20 protein-coding genes and 2 riboswitches are annotated in these 24,411 nt (G+C 35.3%); all 20 genes read left to right on the forward strand.

Translation table 11 applies throughout. The features are described 5' to 3' along the window. Positions 1-138: 138 nt before the first annotated feature. A complete protein-coding gene (gene rfbC, locus QBE53_06705) occupies positions 139-678 on the forward strand; it encodes a dTDP-4-dehydrorhamnose 3,5-epimerase (protein WZL82792.1) in 540 nt (179 codons plus the stop codon). 111 nt (positions 679-789) lie between these two features. Continuing rightward, positions 790-1,548 carry a hypothetical protein gene (locus tag QBE53_06710; GenBank protein WZL82793.1) on the forward strand — a complete coding sequence of 253 codons (759 nt, stop codon included), beginning with the start codon at positions 790-792 and terminating at the stop codon, positions 1,546-1,548. Positions 1,549-1,581: 33 nt separating this feature from the next. Further along, entirely contained in the window at positions 1,582-2,865 is a 1,284-nt protein-coding gene (locus QBE53_06715; GenBank protein WZL82794.1) for a hypothetical protein, read from the forward strand. 39 nt (positions 2,866-2,904) lie between these two features. After that, positions 2,905-3,924, forward strand: a complete 1,020-nt coding sequence (gene rfbB, locus QBE53_06720; GenBank protein WZL82795.1) for a dTDP-glucose 4,6-dehydratase — start codon at positions 2,905-2,907, stop codon at positions 3,922-3,924. Positions 3,925-3,940: 16 nt separating this feature from the next. Continuing rightward, complete coding sequence (gene rfbA / locus QBE53_06725) at positions 3,941-4,810, forward strand: glucose-1-phosphate thymidylyltransferase RfbA (protein ID WZL82796.1); 870 nt, start codon at positions 3,941-3,943, stop codon at positions 4,808-4,810. Positions 4,811-4,829: 19 nt separating this feature from the next. Continuing rightward, entirely contained in the window at positions 4,830-5,513 is a 684-nt protein-coding gene (locus QBE53_06730) for a Wzz/FepE/Etk N-terminal domain-containing protein (GenBank protein ID WZL82797.1), read from the forward strand. 5 nt (positions 5,514-5,518) lie between these two features. Further along, complete coding sequence (locus tag QBE53_06735) at positions 5,519-6,184, forward strand: CpsD/CapB family tyrosine-protein kinase (GenBank protein ID WZL82798.1); 666 nt, start codon at positions 5,519-5,521, stop codon at positions 6,182-6,184. Positions 6,185-6,195: 11 nt separating this feature from the next. Then, positions 6,196-7,464, forward strand: a complete 1,269-nt coding sequence (locus tag QBE53_06740; GenBank protein ID WZL82799.1) for a polysaccharide biosynthesis C-terminal domain-containing protein — start codon at positions 6,196-6,198, stop codon at positions 7,462-7,464. After that, positions 7,461-8,573 (forward strand): polysaccharide pyruvyl transferase family protein, encoded by a 1,113-nt coding sequence (locus tag QBE53_06745; GenBank protein WZL82800.1) that lies wholly within the window; start codon positions 7,461-7,463, stop codon positions 8,571-8,573. Before QBE53_06740 ends, QBE53_06745 begins: the two co-directional genes overlap by 4 nt. Next, positions 8,573-10,018: an O-antigen ligase family protein gene (locus tag QBE53_06750; GenBank protein ID WZL82801.1), complete on the forward strand. Its 1,446-nt coding sequence runs from the start codon at positions 8,573-8,575 to the stop codon at positions 10,016-10,018. Before QBE53_06745 ends, QBE53_06750 begins: the two co-directional genes overlap by 1 nt. After that, a complete protein-coding gene (locus tag QBE53_06755; GenBank protein WZL82802.1) occupies positions 10,002-11,129 on the forward strand; it encodes a glycosyltransferase family 4 protein in 1,128 nt (375 codons plus the stop codon). Before QBE53_06750 ends, QBE53_06755 begins: the two co-directional genes overlap by 17 nt. Beyond that, a complete protein-coding gene (locus QBE53_06760; GenBank protein ID WZL82803.1) occupies positions 11,126-12,277 on the forward strand; it encodes a glycosyltransferase in 1,152 nt (383 codons plus the stop codon). Before QBE53_06755 ends, QBE53_06760 begins: the two co-directional genes overlap by 4 nt. Position 12,278: 1 nt before the next feature. After that, on the forward strand, positions 12,279-14,156 hold the full coding sequence (locus QBE53_06765) for an alginate lyase family protein (GenBank protein WZL82804.1): 1,878 nt from the start codon (positions 12,279-12,281) through the stop codon (positions 14,154-14,156). 21 nt (positions 14,157-14,177) lie between these two features. Continuing rightward, entirely contained in the window at positions 14,178-15,503 is a 1,326-nt protein-coding gene (locus tag QBE53_06770; GenBank protein ID WZL82805.1) for a UDP-glucose/GDP-mannose dehydrogenase family protein, read from the forward strand. Next, entirely contained in the window at positions 15,493-16,497 is a 1,005-nt protein-coding gene (locus tag QBE53_06775; protein WZL82806.1) for a glycosyltransferase, read from the forward strand. Before QBE53_06770 ends, QBE53_06775 begins: the two co-directional genes overlap by 11 nt. Positions 16,498-16,518: 21 nt before the next feature. After that, on the forward strand, positions 16,519-17,712 hold the full coding sequence (locus QBE53_06780; GenBank protein WZL82807.1) for a glycosyltransferase family 4 protein: 1,194 nt from the start codon (positions 16,519-16,521) through the stop codon (positions 17,710-17,712). A 4-nt stretch (positions 17,713-17,716) separates the two neighbouring features. Continuing rightward, entirely contained in the window at positions 17,717-18,742 is a 1,026-nt protein-coding gene (locus QBE53_06785; GenBank protein ID WZL82808.1) for a glycosyltransferase family 4 protein, read from the forward strand. 31 nt (positions 18,743-18,773) lie between these two features. Further along, entirely contained in the window at positions 18,774-19,862 is a 1,089-nt protein-coding gene (gene pelA / locus QBE53_06790; protein ID WZL82809.1) for a pectate lyase, read from the forward strand. Between the two features lie 5 nt (positions 19,863-19,867). Next, positions 19,868-21,028 (forward strand): pectate lyase, encoded by a 1,161-nt coding sequence (pelA, locus tag QBE53_06795; protein ID WZL82810.1) that lies wholly within the window; start codon positions 19,868-19,870, stop codon positions 21,026-21,028. A 144-nt stretch (positions 21,029-21,172) separates the two neighbouring features. Beyond that, positions 21,173-21,252: riboswitch (cyclic di-GMP riboswitch) on the forward strand. Between the two features lie 90 nt (positions 21,253-21,342). Beyond that, positions 21,343-21,422, forward strand: a riboswitch (cyclic di-GMP riboswitch). Between the two features lie 47 nt (positions 21,423-21,469). Continuing rightward, positions 21,470-24,322: a pectate lyase gene (gene pelA, locus QBE53_06800; protein ID WZL82811.1), complete on the forward strand. Its 2,853-nt coding sequence runs from the start codon at positions 21,470-21,472 to the stop codon at positions 24,320-24,322. Positions 24,323-24,411 lie beyond the last annotated feature (89 nt).

Raw genomic sequence — 24,411 nt, forward strand, 5'->3', positions numbered from 1 at the left:
ACCACCTAGTCTCGTAATATTATCACTTAATAGTAGCATAAATCAGTATAGGAAGAAAGGTCTCTTGAGGTATTTTTTTGTGTGTGATAAACTAAAATATATGCATACTTTTTTGAATACAGGGATGGAGGCGGACACATGGGGAATTTTACATTTATACAAACACCAATTGAAGATTTATATGTAATAGAACCGCAGGTATATGGAGATCATCGAGGTTTTTTTATGGAAACGTATACAAAAAAAGCTTTTGATGGTGAGGGGATAGAAGCTTCATTTGTTCAGGACAATCATTCAAAGTCAGATAAGAATGTTTTGCGAGGATTGCATTTTCAGATTAACCGACCTCAAGCCAAACTTTTACGGGTTATCCGTGGAAAAATTTATGATGTGGCAGTTGATTTGCGACCAAATAGTTCTAGCTATGGAAAATGGTATGGCATTGAACTCTCAGCTGATAATAAACGTCAGTTTTATGTTCCAAAAGGATTTGCCCATGGTTTTTTGACTTTGGAAGACCAAACGGAAGTATTATATAAAACAACAGATTATTATTATCCAGAAGATGAAGGTGGAATTATATATAATGATCCAACATTGGCGATTCCATGGCCAGTTGAAGAGGCAAAAATCATATTATCTGAAAAAGACAGAAAACTATCGCGATTTGACAGATGACATATATACATGTAAGATTATAATTGTTAAATGAGAATGATTGTCGGGGGAATAATATTGTTTGACAACAAGAGAGAATAGTACGTATAATAAGAATAAAGGGATGATACAATGATGATTGACACACATATACACCTAGTTCCTAATGTTGATGATGGTGCAAAAGACTTAGAGGCGGCACTTGAAATGGCAAGAATGGCGGTTGAAGATGGGATAGATACTATTGTTACTACACCGCACTATAACATTCCTGATTATGACAATTCACGAGTACTTGATAATTTCCAAAAACTATTACATAAAATTAAAACTGAAAATTTAAACTTGAAGGTATACTTAGGCAATGAAATTCACCTCAATGAAGAAGGGGTGGAAGCAATTTTTTCACACGAAGCATATAGTTTGGCAAATTCAAAATATTATTTGATCGAATTGCCCTTTCATCAATATTACCCTGCACATGAGGAACTGATTTTTCAGATTGTTGCAAAGGGATATTTTGTCATACTTGCACATATTGAACGCTACATTGCTTTTCAAAAAACACCTGAGAAACTTCAAGAGTTAATGCGTCGAGGCTGTTTTGGGCAATTAACATCAAGTTATATTGTTAATCCAAGGACTTCAAAACGTGCATTAGAGCTTATTGAATCGGGAGTGGTGCATATAGTGGCGTCGGATGCACATAATATACATAAAAGAAAACCACAGTTGTCAGCAGGATATCAATGTGTTTGTGATCGATTTGGAGAGGCGGTTGCAAACCGGCTATTTATTGAAAATCCTAAAAAGATTATAGATAATCTTTTACTTGATGATGTGTTTATACATTTAGATAATAAAAAGAAAAAATGGTATAACTTTTTTTAATGGTTTTGGAGGAATGCTAGGAGGAGGATGAGTATGTATAGTCAAATATACAAAAAGTTAAATACGCTAGAACAAGAAGGACAACCAATAAAAGTTGCAGCAGTTGGTACTGGATTTATCGGAAGAGGTATGATTATCCAGGCATCATTTATGAAAGGTGTACGTATTTCGTTAATTTATGCCAGGGACTTAGATAAAGTGTATCATATTCTTCGCCAATGCCATGGCGAAATTGCATATATGGAATGCCAAACGACAGGGGAGTTAAAAGTAGCGGAAAAGATGAATAAAGTTGCTTTGGTTTGTGACCCTAAACTTATCTATGAATGTAATGCAGATATTGTTATTGATACGACCGGAGCGCCTGAATTTGGTGCTAGAATTGCATATAATAGCATCTTGGCAGGTAAGCATATCGTTACAAATCCTGAGATGGATATTTGCATAGGCCCTCAGTTGAAGGAATTAGCCGCCCAACATCAAGTTGTTTATTCTGGACAAGATGGGGACGAACCAGGGGTCGTCAAACAGCTCTTTGACTATGTGTCAATACTAGGATTTGACATTACAGCGGTCGGAAAATTCAAAAACTTTACAGATATTCACGCAACACCCACGTCTGTAAAGCCTTGGTCAGATGCTTACAAGCAAAATCCATACAAAATATCTTCATTTGCTGATGGAACCAAGATGAACATAGAGATGGGGATTGTAAGTAATGCAACGGGATATTTGCCGGATGTTCGAGGGATGCATGGGCAAAAAATGACATTAGAAGAGATTGTTAATTATATCAAACCGATAGAAGAAGGGGGAATTCTTCATAAGAATAAAGTCATTGAAATTATTCCGGGCGCAGAACCTTCAGGTGGAGTATTTGTTATAGGATATTCAAAACATCCGCAAGTCATGAATGATATGCAGTATTATAAAATGGGGGCCGGACCCTATTATTTGTTTTATCGACCCTATCATCTTTGCTCTGTCGAGATTCTTGTTGGTGCTGTAAACATGGTCATTAATCGAGAGTCGACGATTGAGCCTATGAAAAATGAGGCGTTTGTTGATGTGGCGGCGTTTGCAAAACGGGATTTGAAAAAAGGAGAGCGATTAGACTGCATCGGAGGGTATGATTATTATGGATTAGTTGATAAATATACAACATATCGACAAGAAAATGCGTTGTCGGTCTCGCTGGCGGAAAATGCAATAGTAACGCGTGATATCGCTCAAGATGAGATATTGACGCTTAAGGACATAGAAATAGAAAAAGATAACTTTCTATGGGAGCTTGCAAAAAAACGATACGATTTATAGTAGGCAATAGGCGATAGACGTGTCCATAAGGAGGTAACTATGAAGACTTATTTGATTACTGGTGGAGCCGGCTTTATCGGTTCAAACTATATACATTATCTTTTTGAAAAATATCCTCATGATACGATACAAATTATAAATTATGATTTGTTGACTTATGCTGGAAATCTTGACAATCTTAAAGCTTTTCAACATCACCCTTCGTATGTTTTTATTCAAGGCGATGTGTGTGACCGTAAAAAAATAAATACTATATTTGAAACCTACGACATAGACTATGTCGTTAATTTTGCTGCAGAAAGTCATGTGGACCGAAGTATCGATAATCCATCGATATTTATTCAAACGAATGTATTAGGAACACAAACCCTCTTAGATGTGGCAAAAAAACATTGGGAAGGGGAAGATACATTTATTCGAGGGAAAAAGTTTTTGCAAATTTCTACAGATGAAGTCTATGGCTCGTTAGGTGCCCATGGATATTTTACAGAAAAAACCCCGATTAATCCACATAGCCCATATTCAGCATCAAAGGCATCAGCAGATTTGATTGTTATGGCATATTATGATACGTTCGGATTTCCAATAAACATTACACGATGTTCTAACAATTATGGTCCGTATCAGTATCCGGAAAAGTTGATTCCTTTAATGATTTTAAATGCACTTAATAATAGAGCTCTTCCGATTTATGGTGACGGTAAGAATGTTAGAGATTGGCTTTATGTAAAAGATCACTGTCGTGGTATTGAAACAGTACTGCAAAAAGCCCAGGTAGGAGAAATCTATAATATTGGCGGGCATAATGAAATGGAAAACAAGGATATCGTGGATCAGATTATTCGATATCTACAAGAAAGGTTAAAAGGTCAAGAAGCATTTGATCATATTACACCGGATTTAATTACCTATATAGAAGATCGAAAAGGACATGACCGACGTTATGCAATCGATGCATCAAAAATTGAAAAGGACTTAGGTTGGCGTCCCCAGACAACATTTGAGTTAGGTTTAAAATCAACGATAGAATGGTATGTGACACATTACACCCAGCCATAAAAAAGGAGGGTTTACAATGAAAGGAATTATACTTGCAGGAGGGTCAGGAACACGATTGTATCCTGTCACAAAAGCTGTATCAAAACAATTGCTTCCCATTTATGATAAACCAATGATTTATTATCCTTTGTCCGTATTGATGCTTGCAGATATTCGAGATATTTTGGTTATAACAACACCCGAAGATCAGCATGCTTTTCAAATGCTATTAGGCACAGGAAGTGACTTAGGCTTAAAAATTTCATATGCCATACAAGAGGAACCCAAAGGTTTAGCCGATGCATTTATTATTGCAGAAAAGTTTATTGGGAAAGAGGATGTATGCTTAGTATTAGGCGACAATATTTTTTATGGATCCCGATTTGTCGGTGAGTTACAGGAAGCGCGATATGAAAATGAGGGGGCAACTATTTTTGGATATTATGTAAAAAATCCTGAACGCTACGGTGTTATTGATTTTGATGAACATGGAAAAGCGAAGCGCATTATTGAAAAGCCAAAGGAACTTGTTTCCTACTATGCGGTTCCGGGACTTTACTTTTTTGATCATCGTGTCGTGGATATTGCAAAACAAATTCAACCCTCTGAACGCGGTGAATTAGAGATAACAGAGCTACATAATAAATATATTGAAATGAATGCGTTAAAAGTGAAGCTGTTTGGACGTGGTATGGCATGGTTTGACACAGGAACGCACTCATCACTAATACGGGCATCCAACTTTGTGGAGACTATTCAATCAAGGCAGGGCTTTTATATAGCTTGTCTAGAAGAAATTGCATATATCAAAGGCTATATTGATAAGGAACAACTGCTTGCGTTGGCCGAACCTTTGAAAAAGACGGATTATGGACGATATTTGGTGGAACTCGTTGATGTATTATAGATAATCTAGAGGTGAGCATATGAACAGTGAATTACAGGAAATCAGCTTTAAAAAACTTATACAAAGCATCTTGCAGATGTGGTGGCTAATTCTTATTTTTGTCATTGTAGGATGTTCAACAACATTTATACTCACAAATTTATATATTCCGGATACATATCTAGCAAGCACAACGCTTTTTATTGGAAAGGATACGGACATTGCATCTTCCATTAGCATGTCTGACTTGCAGTTGGATTCTAAGCTGGTCTTGGATTATCGGGAATTACTGCGAACAAAATTAGTGACAAGAGAAGTTATTGGTGAATTAGGGTTGAATATGGACTATCGTACAATGGTCGATCGTTTGGACGTTGAAACCCTTTCAGAGTCACGTTTTGTTAAGATAACATATATTGATGTTGACCCAGAGCGGGCGGCACAGATTGTAAATAAGTTGTCTGAAACACTGGTTATTCGTGCACAAGACATTGTTGGAGTAGATAATATTCAGATTGTAGACTATGCAGAGGTTCCACGATACAAAGAAGGACCGAATATGTTTGTTAACTTAGCCTTAGCAGGTATTGTTGCTGTACTTACAGCACTGATTGTTATTTTTATAATTCACAAACTCGATAATCGTATACGAACGAAAGAAGACATCGAAAAACTCATAGGGCTATCCGTTTTATCGGAAATACCTAAATTTAAAGGGAGGTAACGTTTATGAATGTAAATTTAGTTACATTTCACCAGCCAACGGAGCACGAAGCTGAGGCATTTCGCGTATTAAGAACAAATCTACGATTCACAAACGTTGATTCACCAAAAAAAGTCATTTTGTTGACAAGTGCTAAACAGGGAGCGGGAAAGTCGACGACAATTTCTAATTTGGCGATTACCATGGCAAAGTATTCTTTAAAGACATTGCTCATTGATGGAGATCTTAGAAGACCAACGATTCATAAGATGTTTGACCTTAGAAAAAACAACGGGTTAACAAATTATTTGGTTGGGACGCAACCTTTTTCTGAATTTATTAAATCAGTACCAGATTATCCGACGTTAGATATTTTGACTTCAGGTATTGAACCACCGGAACCATCTGAATTACTGTTTTCCCAAAAGTTAAAAGAGCTGATTGGAAAAGCAAGGCAAGAATATGACATCGTTCTAATCGATGCACCGCCAGTTCTTGGTATGTCGGATTCATCAATTTGGGCAACGCTTGCAGATGGAATCGTGCTTGTTATTGCGTCGAATCAGTCAAAGATTGAAGATGTCAAAGAAGCAAAAAATCAACTCGAACGTACAAATGTCAAAATTCTTGGAACAGTACTGACAAAGGTAAAAGACAATAACTATGTTGATTACTATACAAAAGACAGATAAGAGGTAGTTCATTGAAAGTAATAACGCAAATGCGAAAGAATCCTTATATTCATACAATCGGAACAAAAGTAATTTTGGTTCTTTTAGGACTAGCCAATTCAATACTTATTAACAGATATTTAGGAGCAACGTTAAAGGGGCATTATAGTTATGTCATGAATATAGTTATTATGACAGCTATTTTCATGAATTTAGGAGTATACCAAGGATATTCAAGTTTTAAGAAGGAAAAAATACCACATGTTCGAGAAAAATTTATTCAATTTTTCAAATGGCAGATGGTATTTAATTATATAGTGACTCTTGGAGTGTTTTTTACATTTTCGATAGACTATAAATATTTTTTACTTTTAATACCACTTCATGTGACGGCAAGACAAATGGACTTTTTGTGTTTAATTGAAAACATTCATATTCGTAATGTATCAAAAATCATTACGACGATTGTACATACCGTGGCGCTCTTTATTATTTATTTCTTTTTACCTGAAGCCAATTTATTATTTATATTTTTTATGTTGTTATTACAGCAATTGGTCGATATCGGTGTCAAATTAAATATGCTGGAGATTCATGTGTTTAACCTAGGGATTAAGTTTGATGTAGCGCTATTTAAAAAAGCTGTACAAGTGGGAATATTGCCGTTACTGTCCCTTTTATTGATTACTTCAAATTACAATATTGACATCTTCATTCTAAAAGAGCTGGCAAAGTTCGAAGATGTGGGGATTTATTCTTTGGCTGTAAATTTAGGGGGGCAGTTGTGGCTGATTCCAGATGCGTTTAAAGATGTACTCTTTGGAAAAAATGCCAAAAAAAATGACATTAAATCCATTGTTGAGGCAATTAAGTTTAATTTTGTCTTTTCCCTTTTCATGGTGTTGTTTTTCGTCATTTTTGGACGAATGCTTATTGGATTTTTATATGATGATGAGTTCATCCGAGCATATGTACCGCTTGTTATTATTATTAGTGGAAATGTGTTTATGATTTTCTACAAATTCATATATACGTTGTTCATAGCAGATGGAAAACGGAAACTTTCTGTAGTGATCTTTAGCGTGTCAGTACTAATCAATGTGGGGTTAAATTTTTTGCTTATTCCAAGGATGAACATTAATGGAGCAGCGTTAGCTTCGTTAGCATCCTATTCCTTTTGTGGAGTGGCTTTTTTAGCGGTCTTCATGAAAAAGTATAAAGTTGAACTTTCATCATTAATTTTGAAAAAAACAGATATACAATTTTATTACAATGCATTTAAGAGGGCGGTGAAGCGATGAAAAAAATAGGGGTACTTACGTTCCATCGGGCAAATAACTATGGCGCAATTCTTCAAGCCTATAGTTTGTATAAAAAGATAGCACTGATGGACTCAAATTATGAGGTTGAAATAATTAATATTAATTATAAAGAACGTGAAATTCATGATTTTAAAAAATATAATTTAGGGCGTTTTCATATTCGCTTTAAAAGTTTACTAAACTATTATCGAATGAAAAGATTTTTGAAAAAGAACATACACCTTTCGCCGTTTAAGCTTATTAACAGCTTAGAAGAAGGGATAGAATATATTAATCATCAAAATTATGATCTGGTTATAACGGGAAGTGATGAAGTTTGGAAAACAAATCAACAATTGCCGCTTCCAAATATTTATTGGCTTCCAAGTGGCTTAAACTGCAAAAAGCTTAGTTATGCTGCTTCAGCCAATCGAACGCCCTATGCGCTTTATCCAGATGAAGTGAAAAAGACATTAAGCGAATATTTGATGCAGTATACGGGAATTAGCGTTCGAGATGAGCATACCAAAACACTGGTATCAACTATGACCGAACAAGAGATACACATTGTCAGTGACCCTACCTTTTTAATTGAATTTCCGGCGATAGATTTGCGTGAAAAAATCCAAAGGGCAGGTATTGATCTTGATAAACCCGTTATTGCATTTATGGGGACCAATAAGGAACTTGTAGAAACCTATAGAACCAATTTTGGACCACATTATGAGTATGTATCTTTTTATCAACACCTTAACGGAACGAAATTTATAGGAAATCTCAATCCATTTGAGTTTGTACAAGTATTTAGATATTGTTCTTTGATTGTTACTTCTTTTTTTCATGGGACAGTGTTTTCTATATTAAACAAAAAGCCCTTTATTTCTTTTGAGATGAAACAGTATAAAAATATGGAGAGTAAAATTCATTATCTTCTCAAAGATGCCAAGATTACAGACAGATATTTTGTAAATGATGTTGTGCTTGATGTTGATGCATTGTTAAATAAATCAGCACAGCTGCTTGAAAAGGATGGGTTTAACTATGATGAATTTATTCAAAAACAAAGACACTATTTTGAACCGATTGAGCAGATACTAAGGAGCTTATAATGAACCTAAAAAAACTATGGGATAGTTATTACAAAGGAATAATCATCGTCATGGGGTTCTTATTTGTTCTCTTCTCGGCGATGAGCTTGGAGTTGGCATTAGTGGTTTGTCTAGGCATTATTGCAGCAATTATTTTATATCACAATATAAAATATTCGGTTGCAATTATGCTTATGGTGACTCCCTATGTCAATACAAAGATTTTACAGACACAAATTATTCCGGGAATACCAGTAAAGTTATATGTTATTTTGTTTTTTGCCTTGTTGGGTTTGATGCTGATTCGATATAGGATTCATCTTAAAACCGTTTTTGATATGAAATATATTGGAATTTTGAGCCTATATATTCTTGTGTTTATTATCGCCGTCATAAAATCTGTAGATTATATTGAATATATTAGTATTGCATGGTCGGATAATCTTTCCGTGTTACGTTTAATGAGTAATTTTTTAATTACTCCCTTAGTCAATATATTTCCAGTCCTTATGATCTTGCTGTTTTATAACTATGAAGACAAGCATTTAATTATTGATGGATTTATTATGGCTTTGTTGGTTTTGTCACTAGCGATTATTTTTGTATATATTTTTATGGTTCCTTCAAAAATGAATTTTAGTATGATTCGAGGTCAAATTGGCGTGGTACTTGGATTACATGGAAATGATTTGGCTAATTTTTATATTATGGGATTCCCATTGATTTTGGCCATGTATATAAATTCTAAAAACCGATTTGTTCAATTGACATTTTATCTTTCTTTGTTTGCCATTGCGATTTTATTTTCCAGGACAGCCTATGTGTGCGTGATTCTTACCTTTTTGTCCTATGGAGTGTTGCGTGGGAAGATTGATATAAAGTATTTTTTGACAATTATCGCAGTTGGTATTATGCTGCTTTTTCTACCAGAACAGGTATACGCACGTTTTTTAACCTTGGTTGCCGGGACCGATATTCAGACATTATCTGCCGGACGATCCGGAGATATTTGGCTACCGCTATGGTGGGAATGGATTCGACATCCTTTAAGTATTAAATTATTTGGGATTGGAAGATATTCTATTGTGGAGTCTTTTGCCTACCGCAATGGATTGATTCTAAATGTAGAGCATCCACATAATATGTATTTTGAAGTGTTGATGGACAGTGGAATTATTGGACTCATTACGTATGCTTTTGTGTTTGCATATATAAACTTAAACATTTTCTTTTCATTTATCAAGAATCGACTTCCTTTTGACCGAGATATATTACTAGCAGTTCTCATTTCTTTTGTGATGTATTTATTAGCAGGAATGAGTGGACGGACTTTTTTTCCATCAACAATTACGATACATGAGTGGACTTTACTTGGACTTGGAATTTTAATTATTCGCTATCAACGTTTTACTGATAATTATGCACATCTAAAAATCGAGGTGTCAAAAAATGAAAAAACAAATTAAGGTAGGGATATATCTGCCTTCGGCAACTATATTATTTTATCCTAATGAAGGAGCAGAAGTTGCAGGAGGTGCTGAAATTAATTGTTATAACTTAGCGCTGGAAATGGCAAAGAGTCCAAATTACAACGTATCCTTTTATGTTATGGATGAAGGTCAAAAAGATAAAGTCTTCGCAGGTGTTGCAATTAAAAAAATAAGGTTTCTAAATAAACGACAGGGGAAATTAAATAAACTTATTCGCCAATTGGCTTTGATTTTTCAGATATTACTTTTTAAAGAAGATGTTGTTATTACCACAACGGCAAGTGATCATCTTGGCCTCTTAGTACTGATTCATCAAAAGCTTAAGCGAAAAAAAATAATTTTTCGATTGGCCCATGACTACAATTATGATGTTGAACATTATCGCTTTAAAGGATCGCGGTTTTATTGGTTGTATAAGTATGGGTTATTTCATGCAACCGCCTTAGTTGCTCAAACCAATGATCAAAAAGAAGCGCTAAATCAACTCGGACGACCAAGCACAATTATAAAAAATGGATTTGAAGTACCTAAAAACATAAAGACTGAAAAAAGTCTTGACCAAGGATATATTTTATGGGTTGCAAGAGCCCAACCAATGAAGCGGCCAGAGCTTTTTGTGGAGCTGGCAAAAAAAAATCCACAATGGTCATTTTTAATGATTATGCCAACCAATAACCAACAGGAAAGTATTCGTCTAAAAGATCATATAGTAGAGCAAATATCCGAGCTTTCGAACATAGAATATATTCCCTATGTTGAAGCATCAAAAATTCAATCTTTTTTTAATCAGGCACTACTTTTTGTTAATACGTCATCAGCAGAAGGATTTCCAAATACATTTATACAGTCTGGATTAGGACATACACCTATATTATCTCTTGGCATCAATCCGGATCGTATGTTTGACAACTACAGTTTAGGGCAATATTGCCATAATGACCTGTCAGTGGCTAACCAATTTATTCAGGCTTTTGACCAAGAAAAGATGATTAGAATGGGCCAAGCAAGTTATCGCTATGTTGAAGAAAATCATAGTATTTCTCATGTGTGCCATCAATATAAAGCGATTGTGGAGGCGATTATATGAAAAAAATAGCATTAATCATAAGTTCGTTGACAGGCGGAGGCGCAGAACGAGTGGCCATTAATTTGTGCGAGTATTTTAATGAACAGTATGAGGATAAACTCCAGTGTGACCTTATCGTTTTAAATAATACAGGGGACTATATCTATCATGGTCCAAAACACATAATTAATAAGAACTATAATGACAAGAATCTTGTGAAAAAAATCTTTTATCATTGGATAGGCTATCGCTGGAAATTAGCCCGGCTAAAGAAAAAACAGGACTATGATCAAGTCATTAGTTTTGCATCACTTGCCAATACACTCAATCTTCAAACATATGGCAAAGAGGACACAATTGTATCGGTGCGTAATTACTTATCTTTAAATTTAAATGCGCGGCAAAAAGAACAGATTAAACGGCATTATCAAAAAGCCGATAAGATTATTGCTGTATCAAAAGCATGTAAACAAGATTTAGTGGATAATTTTTATTTGGATGAGAAAAAGATAGAGGTGATTTATAATCCATATCAAATCCATAAAATTCAACAGGCACAAGCGGCATCTATAGGTGGGGACAGTTTATATTATAAAAAGAAGAAAACAATTATTGCGGTCGGACGTATCTCGCGGCAAAAAGCTTTTTGGCGAATTATTAAAGCCATAGCTTATCTAAAAGAAGATGATCCTGAGATTCGACTTCTGATTTTGGGTAAAGAACTAAATGGTCAGGAAATAACACATAAATTGGAGGCATTAATTGATGCCTATCATCTTCATGAACAGGTGCATTTGTTAGGATTTAAGTCCAACCCATATGCTTATGTATCAAGAGCTGATCTTTATGTCATGTCCTCTTTATACGAAGGATTTCCAAATGGAATGACTGAAGCTATGATTTTGGGTAAGCCTATTATAAGTGTGGATTGTTTATCAGGTCCTTCAGAAATACTTCATCAAGGGGAATATGGTATATTGATCCCCCAATATGCACAAGATGAACATACCCAGGAGATAACTGAAGGTGATATAAAAATAGCCCAATCCATTCAAAAATTATTACAAGAACCTGAATTGTTGGCACACTATGAACAAAAATCAAAACAACGGGGCAATGACTTTCTAATTGACACCATTGCATTACAATGGCTGAATCTGGAGGTATAAAATGGGAAAAATACGTTGGTATCTTCACCGCTTAAAGGCAATGACATATAAAGAAGTTCTTTGGAGGATACAGCTTTTATTTTTGGAGTATGTTGATGGATTTACACGGCAAAATAAGTCAATACTTGATTCAAAACTTTACAAAAGAAATGGTGACTGCGTTCAACCATGGAAAATCAATCACGAGTTTGTAGATGCTCAATGTGGCGTGACACATCAGATTTTTCAAACACTCTCAACTAAAAATCAGTCGAGCCATGCCACATTTTATAATAATCAAGAGTGGCCGTTGGTTGCTTCTAGAAAATTACAATATAAAGGAAATAAAGAATTAGGAGATGCCCGAATTAATTGGGAATATAATCGTCATCACTATTTCCCAATTCTTGTAAAAAATTATTGGATTACAAAAGACAAAGATTATATTAACACGCTATCCACAGCTTTTTACGCGTGGGTTGAGGCGAACCCTTTTTTGATGGGGATAAGTTACACAAGTGAGATGGAATTGGCAATTCGAGCTTTTTCATGGTATATAACGTTAGAATTATTGCCAAAAGAAAGAAAATATCATAAATTAAGGCGCGATTTGTCTCAAGGAATTATGAATCTACTTAACCATGTGTCCATGTATCACTCAAGATATTCATCGGCAAATAATCACCTTATTGTTGAGATGGTGGTTCTTGGAATCGTAGGCGTTTCATTTAACCAAGAAGACTGGGTTGAACGAAGTGTGGAGAGAATAAGCGAGGCATTAGACATTCAAAATCATGCAGATGGTGTGAACAAAGAACAATCCATTCACTATCAGTTTTTTATTATGGAGGCTATTGCACTTTTTATACTTCGACTGGAGGCGCAGGGGATGAACTATCCTAAGCAATGGGAAGATCAGCTATATAGGATGTGTGAATATAGTGCAAGGTTGATGGATCGTCATGGGAAAGTACAGCATTTAGGAGATCATGATGAAGGAAAACTGTTGGATTTATATGGAAGTGACTTTAATTATGAAGACTACGTACTACAGTTATGCAGTTATATTATCCATAAAAAGTACAATGTCTCAACACAGCCCTATGATCAATTAAAATGCTTGTTATCTAAGCGACAACTGCAGCAAAATTTTGATCATTTTCATCGTAAAAATTCAGTAACATATTCACAAGGTGGACATAGCATTTTAAAGGGGTTGGTTGAAGAAAAAGAAGTGACAATAACCTTTGATCATGCGGAACTTGGATTTAATACAATTGCAGCGCATGGACACGCGGATGCATTACATATTACCCTGATGATTGATGGCGAAAAGATATTTATTGATCCTGGAACGTATTGCTATCATAGCGATATAACATGGCGTAACTATTTTCGAAAAACAAAGAATCATAATACAGTAACAATTAATCAAGAAAATCAATCTGAAATGAAAGGGGCTTTTTTGTGGGGGCGACGCGCAAATACATTGTTACATGAATCCAAGCTCGACATAGATTGCGATATTGTTGTTGCACAACACGATGGTTATGCTCCCTTAATACATCAAAGATCACTGAGATATGAAAAACCTCGACAAATCACCATTGAAGATACAATTTATCCGATGCCAGAAAGTACGATTGACGCCTATGCATATGAGGCGACTTATGTTTTAGGAAAACAGTGTGAAGTGATTCAAAAAGAAAAAAACCAAATCATTATTCAAGCTGAAAAGACACAGTTAAGGTTATTTACAGGGAATCATACGATTGAGGTTGAACCGATATATTTTTCAGAAAAATATGGCGTTCTGGAAAAAACATTGTGTATAAAACTACGAGGTAAAGAAGAACAAAATAAAGCACATATTGTAACTGTTATAGAAATTTGCGAATGAGGTAGAGAGGTTGTGACAAATATGAAAATAAGTATTTTTGGATTAGGATATGTAGGGTGTGTTAGTGCAGGGTGTCTGGCGGGAATGGGACATACGGTTATTGGCGTGGACCCCAATCCGATTAAAATACGCCAAATTAATGAAGGGAAACCCACAATCATCGAAAAAGATATTGAACAATTAATTAAGCAGGCACATGATCATCAGCAGTTATTTGCAACAATTGATGTTGAACAAGCTGTATTGGATACTGAGATAAGCATTATTTCCGTCGGCACACCAAGTACCAAAAATGGACATTTAAACTTAGAGTATATTTATAATGTGGCGAGAGAAATCGGTCAAGCCATTAAGAAAAAAGAAGGGTTTCATGTAGTCACGATTCGAAGTACAGTATTACCTGGAACGAACCAAAAGGTAGGCGAAATTATTGAACAAGAATCTGGAAAGCAGCGAAATAAAGCGTTTACAGTGGTATCAAATCCGGAATTTTTAAGGGAAGGGACTGCAGTTCATGATTATTACAACCCTCCATTAACACTTGTTGGAACCGATCATGAACTAGGCAAGAAAAAAATGGAAGAATTGTATAAAAAAATCCCGGGTGAAAAAGTATTTACGGATATTGAAGTTGCAGAATTAATGAAGTATGTGAACAATACCTATCATGCGCTCAAAATTGTCTTTGGTAATGAGGTTGGAAATATATGTAAAGCGTTAAATATTGATAGCCATAAAGTCATGGAAATCTTTTGTATGGATAAACAATTAAATATTTCGCCGTACTACTTTAAGCCTGGATTTGCCTATGGAGGTTCATGCCTTCCAAAGGATTCCAAAGCATTAAAAACTCTAGCTTCAGAACTTTTTGTCAATACACCGGTGATTAATAATATTCACCAAAGTAATGAAATTCAAAAAGAGAATGCGTTAGAGATTATTATGAGTAAGAAAAAACATAAAATCGGTATTTTAGGTTTGAGCTTTAAGGCTGGAACGGATGATTTGAGAAATAGTCCAATTGTAGATGTGGTGGAACGGTTGCTTGGAAAAGGATATGCCCTTGCCATTTATGATAAGCATGTAAAGCTATCCGAACTTACAGGGACAAATAAAGAATATATTGAATCGAAGATACCGCACTTACAACGATTTATAACCAACGACCTTGATCAAGTCATGCAAGAATCAGAAGTTATTGTTGTCACGAATAAGGAACGAGAGTTTGAACAACTGCTTGATAATTATCCGAATAAAATCATTATCGATTTAGTTAGGATGTGGAAGACAGTGGATTATGAAGGAGACTATGAAGGCCTATGTTGGGGGAATGTGAATGAAAAATAAAAGTATCGTCGTCTCGCGCTCAGATGCCGATTGGATTAAGCACTTTAAAATGACAGGAGACATCGACTATGTTCAAGTCCACAGAGATAAGCAGCAATCATCTCTTGTAGGTAAAATGGAGAATTTTTTAGGTGCCTACCATTTTATCAAATACTTGATTAGTCATCGGAAGATGATTAATCAATATCAAAGTTTGATTGTGACCGGAAATAATGTTGCGTTAGCAGCACTTCTCTTAAGAAAACTAGGGATATTAAAAAATCCTAAAGTTGTATGGTGGGGATTCTTTTTGCATAGTCGTGCCTCAATTAATTTATATAGAACTTTACGTGTTTTCTTTGAGTCAAAGCATGTCGTGTATATTTTATTTTCTTACTTTGAAGAAAGCTTGTATAAGAATGTGTTTGGAAAAAATACGACTACATTTATTTTACCCTATGGTATTTGGAATGAAACAATAAGCATATCTATGGAAGAACAAGCCTATTATTTTTCGGGAGGCTATAGTAACAGAGATTATCTTCCTTTGATTGAAGCGTTTCGAGGAACAACTTTTGAATTGGTCATCATTGCTTCAAAACTAAATGTTGAGTTAGATACCATTGAGATTCCTAATAATGTCAAGATACTTAAGGATGTTGACAAAGATACATTTCACAACTATATGGATAAGGCGGCAGGGGTCATTATTCCTCTAAAAAATGACCTAGGCTCGTCAGGGCAGATGGTTACATTAAATGCTATGGCAAGAGGTAAGCTCATTATCATTAATGACAATTCAATAATGAAAGAGTATATTATTCACAATGAGAGCGGGTTTGTCGTTCAACATATAGAAAGCGATTTGATCCCACTACTAAAAAAAATAAATAAAAATCCAATAGATAAAAAGAGAATTCAAGAGAATGTTCGCCAACGATACATAGATCTGTATTCCAAAAAACCATGTATTGAGAATACAGCGACAATATTAAAGGCTATAAACAAAACTTGATGGTATGAGGAGGCAGAGTGGATGAATAAAAAAATATTAATTATTGTAGAGAACTTACCAGTACCCTTTGATACACGGGTTTGGCAGGAAGCGACCACATTAGTCAAAGAAGGGTATGAAGTCAGTGTAATATGCCCTACAGGTAAAGGATTTATGGATTTGTATGAACAAAAAGAAGGTGTACACATATATCGACACCATTTACCGGAAGAGGGAAATGGGTTTTGGGGGTACCTTAAAGAATATTATATAGCGCTTCGAGAAGAGACAAAACTTGCAAAACGCATCTATAAAGAAAGAGGATTCGACGTTATTCATGGCTGTAACCCACCGGACAACATTTTTCTTATTGCAAGAAAGTTTAAAAAATATGGAGTACAATATATTTTTGATCATCATGACATTTGTCCGGAGCTATATATTGCAAAGTTTGGGAAAAAGGGACTGCTGTATTGGTCACAAATCTTTTTTGAACGTATGACCTATAAGTATTCAGCTATGGCATTTGTAACCAATGAGTCTTATAAGAAGATTGCTATTGAGCGTAATCATATGCAGCCTAAAGATGTTTTTGTTCTGCGTAGCGGACCTAAGACGGAACGTTTAACGCTTAGACCGTCAAAAGTAGAGATAAAGCATGGAAAAAAATATATGGTTGGATATGTAGGTGTTATTGGAAAACAAGAAGGCATGGATTATTTAGTTGACGCAGTCATGTATATTGTAAATACATGTCAACGCAAGGACATTTTTTTTGGAATTTGTGGTGGGGGACCTTATCTAGAAACAATAAAAAATCGGGTGCAAGACCTTGGATTATCGGAATATATTGAATTTACAGGGCGTGTATCGGATGACAAATTATTAGATTATCTAAATACCGCGGATTTATGTGTTAATCCTGATGAATATAATGAAATGAATGATCGATCAACCATGAATAAGGTTTTAGAATACATGGCGCTAGCAAAGCCAATTGTCCAGTTTGATTTGACAGAAGGCAGATACTCAGCAAAAGATGCTTCATTATATGCCAAACCAAATGATGCAATAGATTTAGGAGATAAAATTCTTGAGCTACTTGAAGATGAAGGACGAAGAAAAGCGATGGGGGAAAGTGGATATCAACGTGTCCAAAATGAACTGAGTTGGAATCACACAAGTAAAGCGTTAATTGCAGGATATGAATATTATTTTGAGCAAAAGGCTAGGTGATTATATGAAAATTCTCATGTTTGGACCAGGTAGAAAAGTTAAAGGTGGAATCTCAACAGTTGTTAATCTATATTATAGTATGTGGGATTTTGATAGATTTACACTTAAATATATATCTACGATGGAAGATGGTTCAACTATAAAAAAACTTGGTGTTTTTATCAAGGCTATTTTACAGGCAATAATATATATGCCATCGTATGATCTTATTCATTTGCACATGGCATCAAATAATAGTTTTAATCGAAAGCGTTATCTATATAAAATCGCAAAAATATTTAAGAAAAAAGTAATTATTCATCTTCATGGAGCTGAATTTATGCAGTTTTATCATCTCGCAAAGCCGATCAAACAAGAACAGATTCGCAATGTTTTTGATGGAGCGGATGGAATTATAGCTCTTTCAGATCAATGGAAAACTAACATTAAAACATTTACGTCAACTCCGATTGAAGTAATATATAACGCTGTTCCCATCCCACAAGATATTCAACCAAAAACTAACAAGAATATATGTTTTTTGGGACGTATAGGTGAACGAAAAGGCATCTTTGATTTATTGGATGTTATTCAACGGTTAAATAAAGAAGTAAAAGACTTTCAAGTGTATATCGGCGGCGATGGTGAGATTGAACGCTTACGTACATACATTCAAAACAATAAGCTTTCTAACGTACATTATGTTGGATGGATTGGTGGCAAGGATAAGGAAAAGCTTTTAAGAGAGTGTGCTCTATTTGCACTGCCTTCAAGTAATGAAGGACTTCCGATGGCTTTACTTGAAGCCATGTCCTATGGTTGTATTCCAATTTCTACTTATGTAGGTGGCATTCCTGAAGTCATAGAAGATGGAAAAAATGGTTTTCTTATGGAACCTAAAGACCAAGAAAAATTATACGCTATTTTAAAGGATATTATGAATAATCAATATGATTTGCCAATGATGCGTAAAGAGGTTAGACTATGTATAGAGGCAAAATATAGTTTAGAGCAGTCAATAAAAAAACTATATGATTTTTACCAGCAATGATGTTAAGAGTGATTTAGGAGTCGAATAAGAAATGAAAGTAATAATCGCAAGTGCACTTGCCATAATGATGATGTTTAATTTTAATATATCAAAGAGAATTGATCAATGGAGAAACATATTTGAAGAGGCAATATCTTTAGCTAATTCGGATAATCCAAGCGAAACATATATACAAGGGAAAACGCAAGAACAGATATGTACGTTGGCGGATAATATTATGTCCTGGCAGCTTGAAAATGGAGGATGGTCTAAAGACATGCCGCAAATTTTTGAACGTCAATGGAATAAAAAGGAAAATAAGTCCAAGTATTATCAAATGGATGGAAAAACACCGTTAGGAACCATTGATAATGACGCCACCGTTAAGCAACTATATATTTTGGCGGAGTGTTATCAAGTAACAAAAGATGATGACGTTAAGCAAGCCATCAATAAAGGCCTTAATTTTTTAGTCGAGATGCAATATGATTTAGGCGGGTTTCCACAAGTTTACCCTGTTCAAGATTCAACTCATTCATTATATGAGAACATGGCCACCTTTAATGATGATGCTACGATTCGAGTACTGACGCTTTTTCAAAACATTTCCTATCATTTGGCTCCATTTGATGATGATGTTATCGATCAAGATCTTAGGCATCAAGTCTATAATGCCTATGCTAAAGGTATCCAGTTTATCTTGAAGTCTCAAATTCGTGTTGACGGAAAATTGACGGGATGGTGTGCTCAACATGATCCCTACACATACGCTCCGGTGGCGGGGCGCCCATTTGAACCCAAGTCAATCTCTGGGCAAGAATCGGTGACGATTGCTAAGTTCTTACAAACGGTATGGCCGCGAACAGCAGAAGTTCAGATGGCTATTGATGGATTTGTCGAATGGCTTGAAACGGTTGCAGTGGAAGATGTGAAGTATTATCGTTATCCTGTGGATGGAAGCCATTTTGTTGAAACACCAGGCAAGTTGATGTGGTATAGATTTTATGAAATAGGAACGAATAAAGCTTTATTTGGAGATTCAGATGGAAGTATTTATTATACAATTGAAAAAATTAGCTTAGAACGCCGTAAAAATTATGGTTATGCAGGTGATTGGGGAAAAACTTTAGTCAGTAGGTGATGGCGATGAAGCGTTATAAGATAAAGAACATGACTTACATAGGTTGCATAATTTTGATTATTCTATTGATGTTAACGGTTAATAATATCAATGGGTCTCAACAAATGCGCCAAACAGCAGAGAATATTATGTCTTGGCAACTTGAAAATGGAGGCTGGACAAAAGATAATCCGGATATTTTTACGCGAACTTGGGATGGAAAAGAAAAAAAAGCCAAGTACTATCAGCAGGATGGAATTACGCCACTTGGGACAATTGATAATGGTGCGACAGTAACGGAACTAGATGCGTTGGCAAAAGCCTATCACCAATTAAAAGATCCAATGATTCAAGAAAGTTTTCGACGAGGGATAGAGTTTCTTCTATTGATGCAGTATGCATCTGGGGGTTTTCCACAAGTTTACCCAAAGCAAGATGCAAAAGTATCCCTATATGAGAACATGGTGACGTATAATGATGATGCAATGATTAATGTGATGTATCTATTTCAAGAGATTATCTATGAAAAAAACTATTATGGTAATGGATTAGTGGAGGATACATTACGCCAAGAAGTGGAAAAAGCTTATAATAAAGGCGTTGAATATATGGTGGCTTCTCAAGTTCATGTTAATGATCAGTTAACAGCATGGGGAGGGCAACATGATCCAAATACCTACGAAACGGTACAAGGAAGAATTTTTGAGCCTAAATCTTTGATGAGTAAGGAATCTATTGATATTATATATTTTTTGGAAACGGTTCGACCTCAGACAGCCGCAATACGACAAAGTGTATTTTATGCTAAAAGCTGGGTTAAGGCAACTGCACTTGAGAATGTTCGCTATGAGCGATATGGGATAGATGGTGAGTACTTTATCGATAACCCGGGACATTTGACATGGTATAGATTCTATGAAATAGGAACAAATGAACCACTTTTTGCCGATTTTGATGGGACGGTGTCTCATAGTATTTTGGATATTAGCATAGAGAGAAGACATGGTTATGGTTGGGCTGGTTCATGGGGAAAAGAAATCTATAATGAGCAGCAGGAAGCTTTATTGGAGACAACAGAAGATGAACGACACATATTATTCATAAATACATTGATTGGACTTATAAGTATACTTCTTATTTTGTTAATCATTAGGACTAAGGTCCTAATAAAAAAGAAAAGAAAATAGGACTTGAGGGTAAAAAAATATTGACCAATAAAGCCTTTGAACAAAGCGTGAACAAAGGGTTAAAAGAATAGCTGACCTATTTACGCATAGGTATCGGCGTGGTATAATATATTTGTAGTCAAGTACTTCGTATTTTACAACTTCAACTGATAAAGGCAAACTTACTGAAAAGTAAGGACGCAAAACTATAGGGCCTTCCAATAGGATGGTAGCCAGTCGCCAAATGGAGTTTTTTTGTTGTCAAATACACGTATTAATTTTTATAAACAAAACAACACTCTTTCATAAAGGATCAAGAGAGTTCGACGAACTTCAACTGATAAAGGCAAACTTACTGAAAAGTAAGGACGCAAAACTATAGGGCCTTCCAATAGGATGGCAGCCAGTTTCCAAAGAGAATGTTTTGTTTTCGATTATTCGATTGGACTTAGGAGGTCTTTTATGAAGCGGTTTTTAGTAGCGATTTTAGTTTTATTTATGTCAATGAATATTGTGAGCTTACCAGTAGAAGCAGGCACCGACGTGAACTTACAAGTTGCAGAATATATTATGTCCTGGCAGTTAGATAATGGTGGTTGGTCAAAAGATAATCCAGATATGTTTACTCGATACTGGGATGGAACAGAAAAAAAAGCAAAATACTATCAACGTGATGGAGTTACTCCACTTGGAACGATTGATAATGATGCAACAGTTACACAAATCGAATATTTAGCAGCAGTATACAATACAACACGTAATGAAAAAGTGAAGGCATCAATCCTTAAAGGATTTGACTTTTTACTAAAAATGCAATACCCAACAGGTGGTTTTCCACAAGTTTATCCAGAACAACAAGCTTCTGTATCCTTATATGAAAATGATGCAACATTCAATGATGATGCAACAGTAAATGTTCTTAATTTATATAAAAAGGTTTTAGATAAAAATAGTGAGTACAACAACGGATTGATCAGCACGACATTGTATAATCAAATTAAGAATTCTTTTGATCGTGGTGTTGACTTTATATTAAAAGCGCAAGTTGAAGTCAATGGAGTTAAAACTGTATGGGGTGGACAACATGATCCTTATACATACAAAACAACTCAAGGTCGTTCGTTTGAACCATTGTCTTTGATTAGTCAAGAATCTGCAAAAATCGTAGAATTTTTAGAATCACTAAACAGTTCAGACCCTGAAATCAAACGAAGTATTTTATCAGCAAAGATTTGGTTCCATGAAACTGTTTTAGAAGATGTAAAATATGTACGTGATGGTGTTAATGGAGAGTATTTCATTGATTCTCCGGGAACAAGAACATGGTATCGTTTTTATGAAATAGGAACAAATAAAGGATTATTTGGTGATAGAGACGGCTCAGTAGCATACAGTATTTATGATATTAGTACTGAAAGAGCACTCGGCTATGGATGGGCAGGAACTTGGGGCAAAACAATCTACTATGCGGCATCAGCTGACGATTATATGAGAGAGTTAGTTGCATTAAGCCCAGGTGTTGAAGAACCGAAAGAAGAGGTTAATGACGATCGTTTTTTTAGCCAAGGTGAGTGGATAGCAAGAGGTAACAGTTATATTGATGAAAATGGTTTTCACTTTATAGAGAGTGGTGAAGACACTATTCAGTCACCAGTACTTACATCAGTTAACCAAGGTGATAAAATCACCATAGAGATGGAAATAACACAAACAAATAGAGAATCTAGTATTTTAGTTATGAACAATGAAGGATTACGTTCTCAAAATTCAGAATGGCAAATTGGTTATGCAACGAAAACACGTATAATGAATTTTGATGTAAACGCAGATTTTGCCGAGGCGGATAAATTTGTAGCATTTAAAATTGACGGTGGAGTGAATGGAGAATCGATTGATGTTGGACATATTGATATCTATGTCAATGGTGAAAAACAACTTTTTACTACTGAAGAACCAGTCATCGAAGAACCAGTAGTTGAAGAACCGGTAATTGAAGAACCGGTAATTGAAGAACCAGTCATCGAAGAACCAGTCATCGAAGAACCAGTGATTGAAGAACCGATCATCGAACAACCTTCATATCCGGTAAGTGCCATTGTATTTACACAAGGCACGAATAATACATATGTTTATGATAACTTTGATGCAGTGAATATTGGCGATACAGTTATTATTGATTTGGATATTATTGAAGCAAATACTGCCGATGGAAAGCTTGTATTAAATAATAAAGGTTTACGAAGTGATAAATCAGAATGGGTCATTGGAAATGGAGTAAAATCACGACATATTGAATTTACAGTAACAAAAGAATTTAATAGTAGTGAACAATTTTTGGAGCTAGCTTTTATTGGTGGACAAACAGAGGACACACTTGTTATTGATAATCTTAACGTGACTTTTGATCGAGTGGTGGTTGAAGAGCCAGTAGTCGAAGAGCCAGTGATTGAAGAACCAGTGATTGAAGAGCCAGTGGTCGAAGAGCCAGTGATTGAAGAACCAGTGGTCGAAGAGCCAGTGATTGAAGAACCAGTGATTGAAGAGCCAGTGATTGAAGAACCAGTCATCGAAGAACCTTCATATCCATCAAGTGCTATTGTGTTTACAGATGGAAGTGACGATACATATATCTATGATGCATTTGATACGGTGAATGTAGGCGATACAGTCATTATTGACCTAGATATTATTGCAGCAGACACAGTTGATGGAAAGCTTGTCTTAGATAATAAAGGTTTACGAAGTGATAAGTCAGAATGGGTTATTGGAAATGGAATAAAATCACGACATGTTGAGTTTACAGTGACAGAAGAGTTTAACAGTAGTGACCAATACTTAGCATTAATCTTTGTTGGTGGACAAACGGAAGATACCTTGGTCATTGACAACTTTGAGGTGACTTTTGATCGAGTAGTGATTGAAGAACCAGTGATTGAAGAACCAGTCATAGAAGAGCCGGAAGAAGATCCAGGTGTTAGTAGTTTCTCCGCTCGAAATATTGAATTTATTCAAGGGTCAGATGAAACCTTTGAAACAATTGATTTAACAGCAGCGCAACCAGGTGATACGGTTGTTGTAAAAATTACAATTGGAAGTACTGAGCGTGAGTTAAGTGAATTGTACCTAAACAACACAGGTCTAAGAGAAGGAACAGACTTATGGAAAATTGGCCATGGTGTAAAAACAAAAACATTTGATTTTGTAATAAATGTTGATGATTTAAGAGATTCTGATAAATTTTTGGAATTTATTATTGCCGATGGACAAGCTGGTGAAAGTATTTTTGTAGAAAGAATTGAAGTAACAATTAACTAAATAACAATCGTCAAAAGCCTACCAATTCATTGGTAGGCTTTTTCTTTACTTATAGAAATGAATGTGCTAATCTTAAATTATAAACCGAT

The sequence above is a fragment of the Vallitaleaceae bacterium 9-2 genome, assembly GCA_038396585.1.
Taxonomy (GTDB): domain Bacteria; phylum Bacillota; class Clostridia; order Lachnospirales; family Vallitaleaceae; genus UBA1351.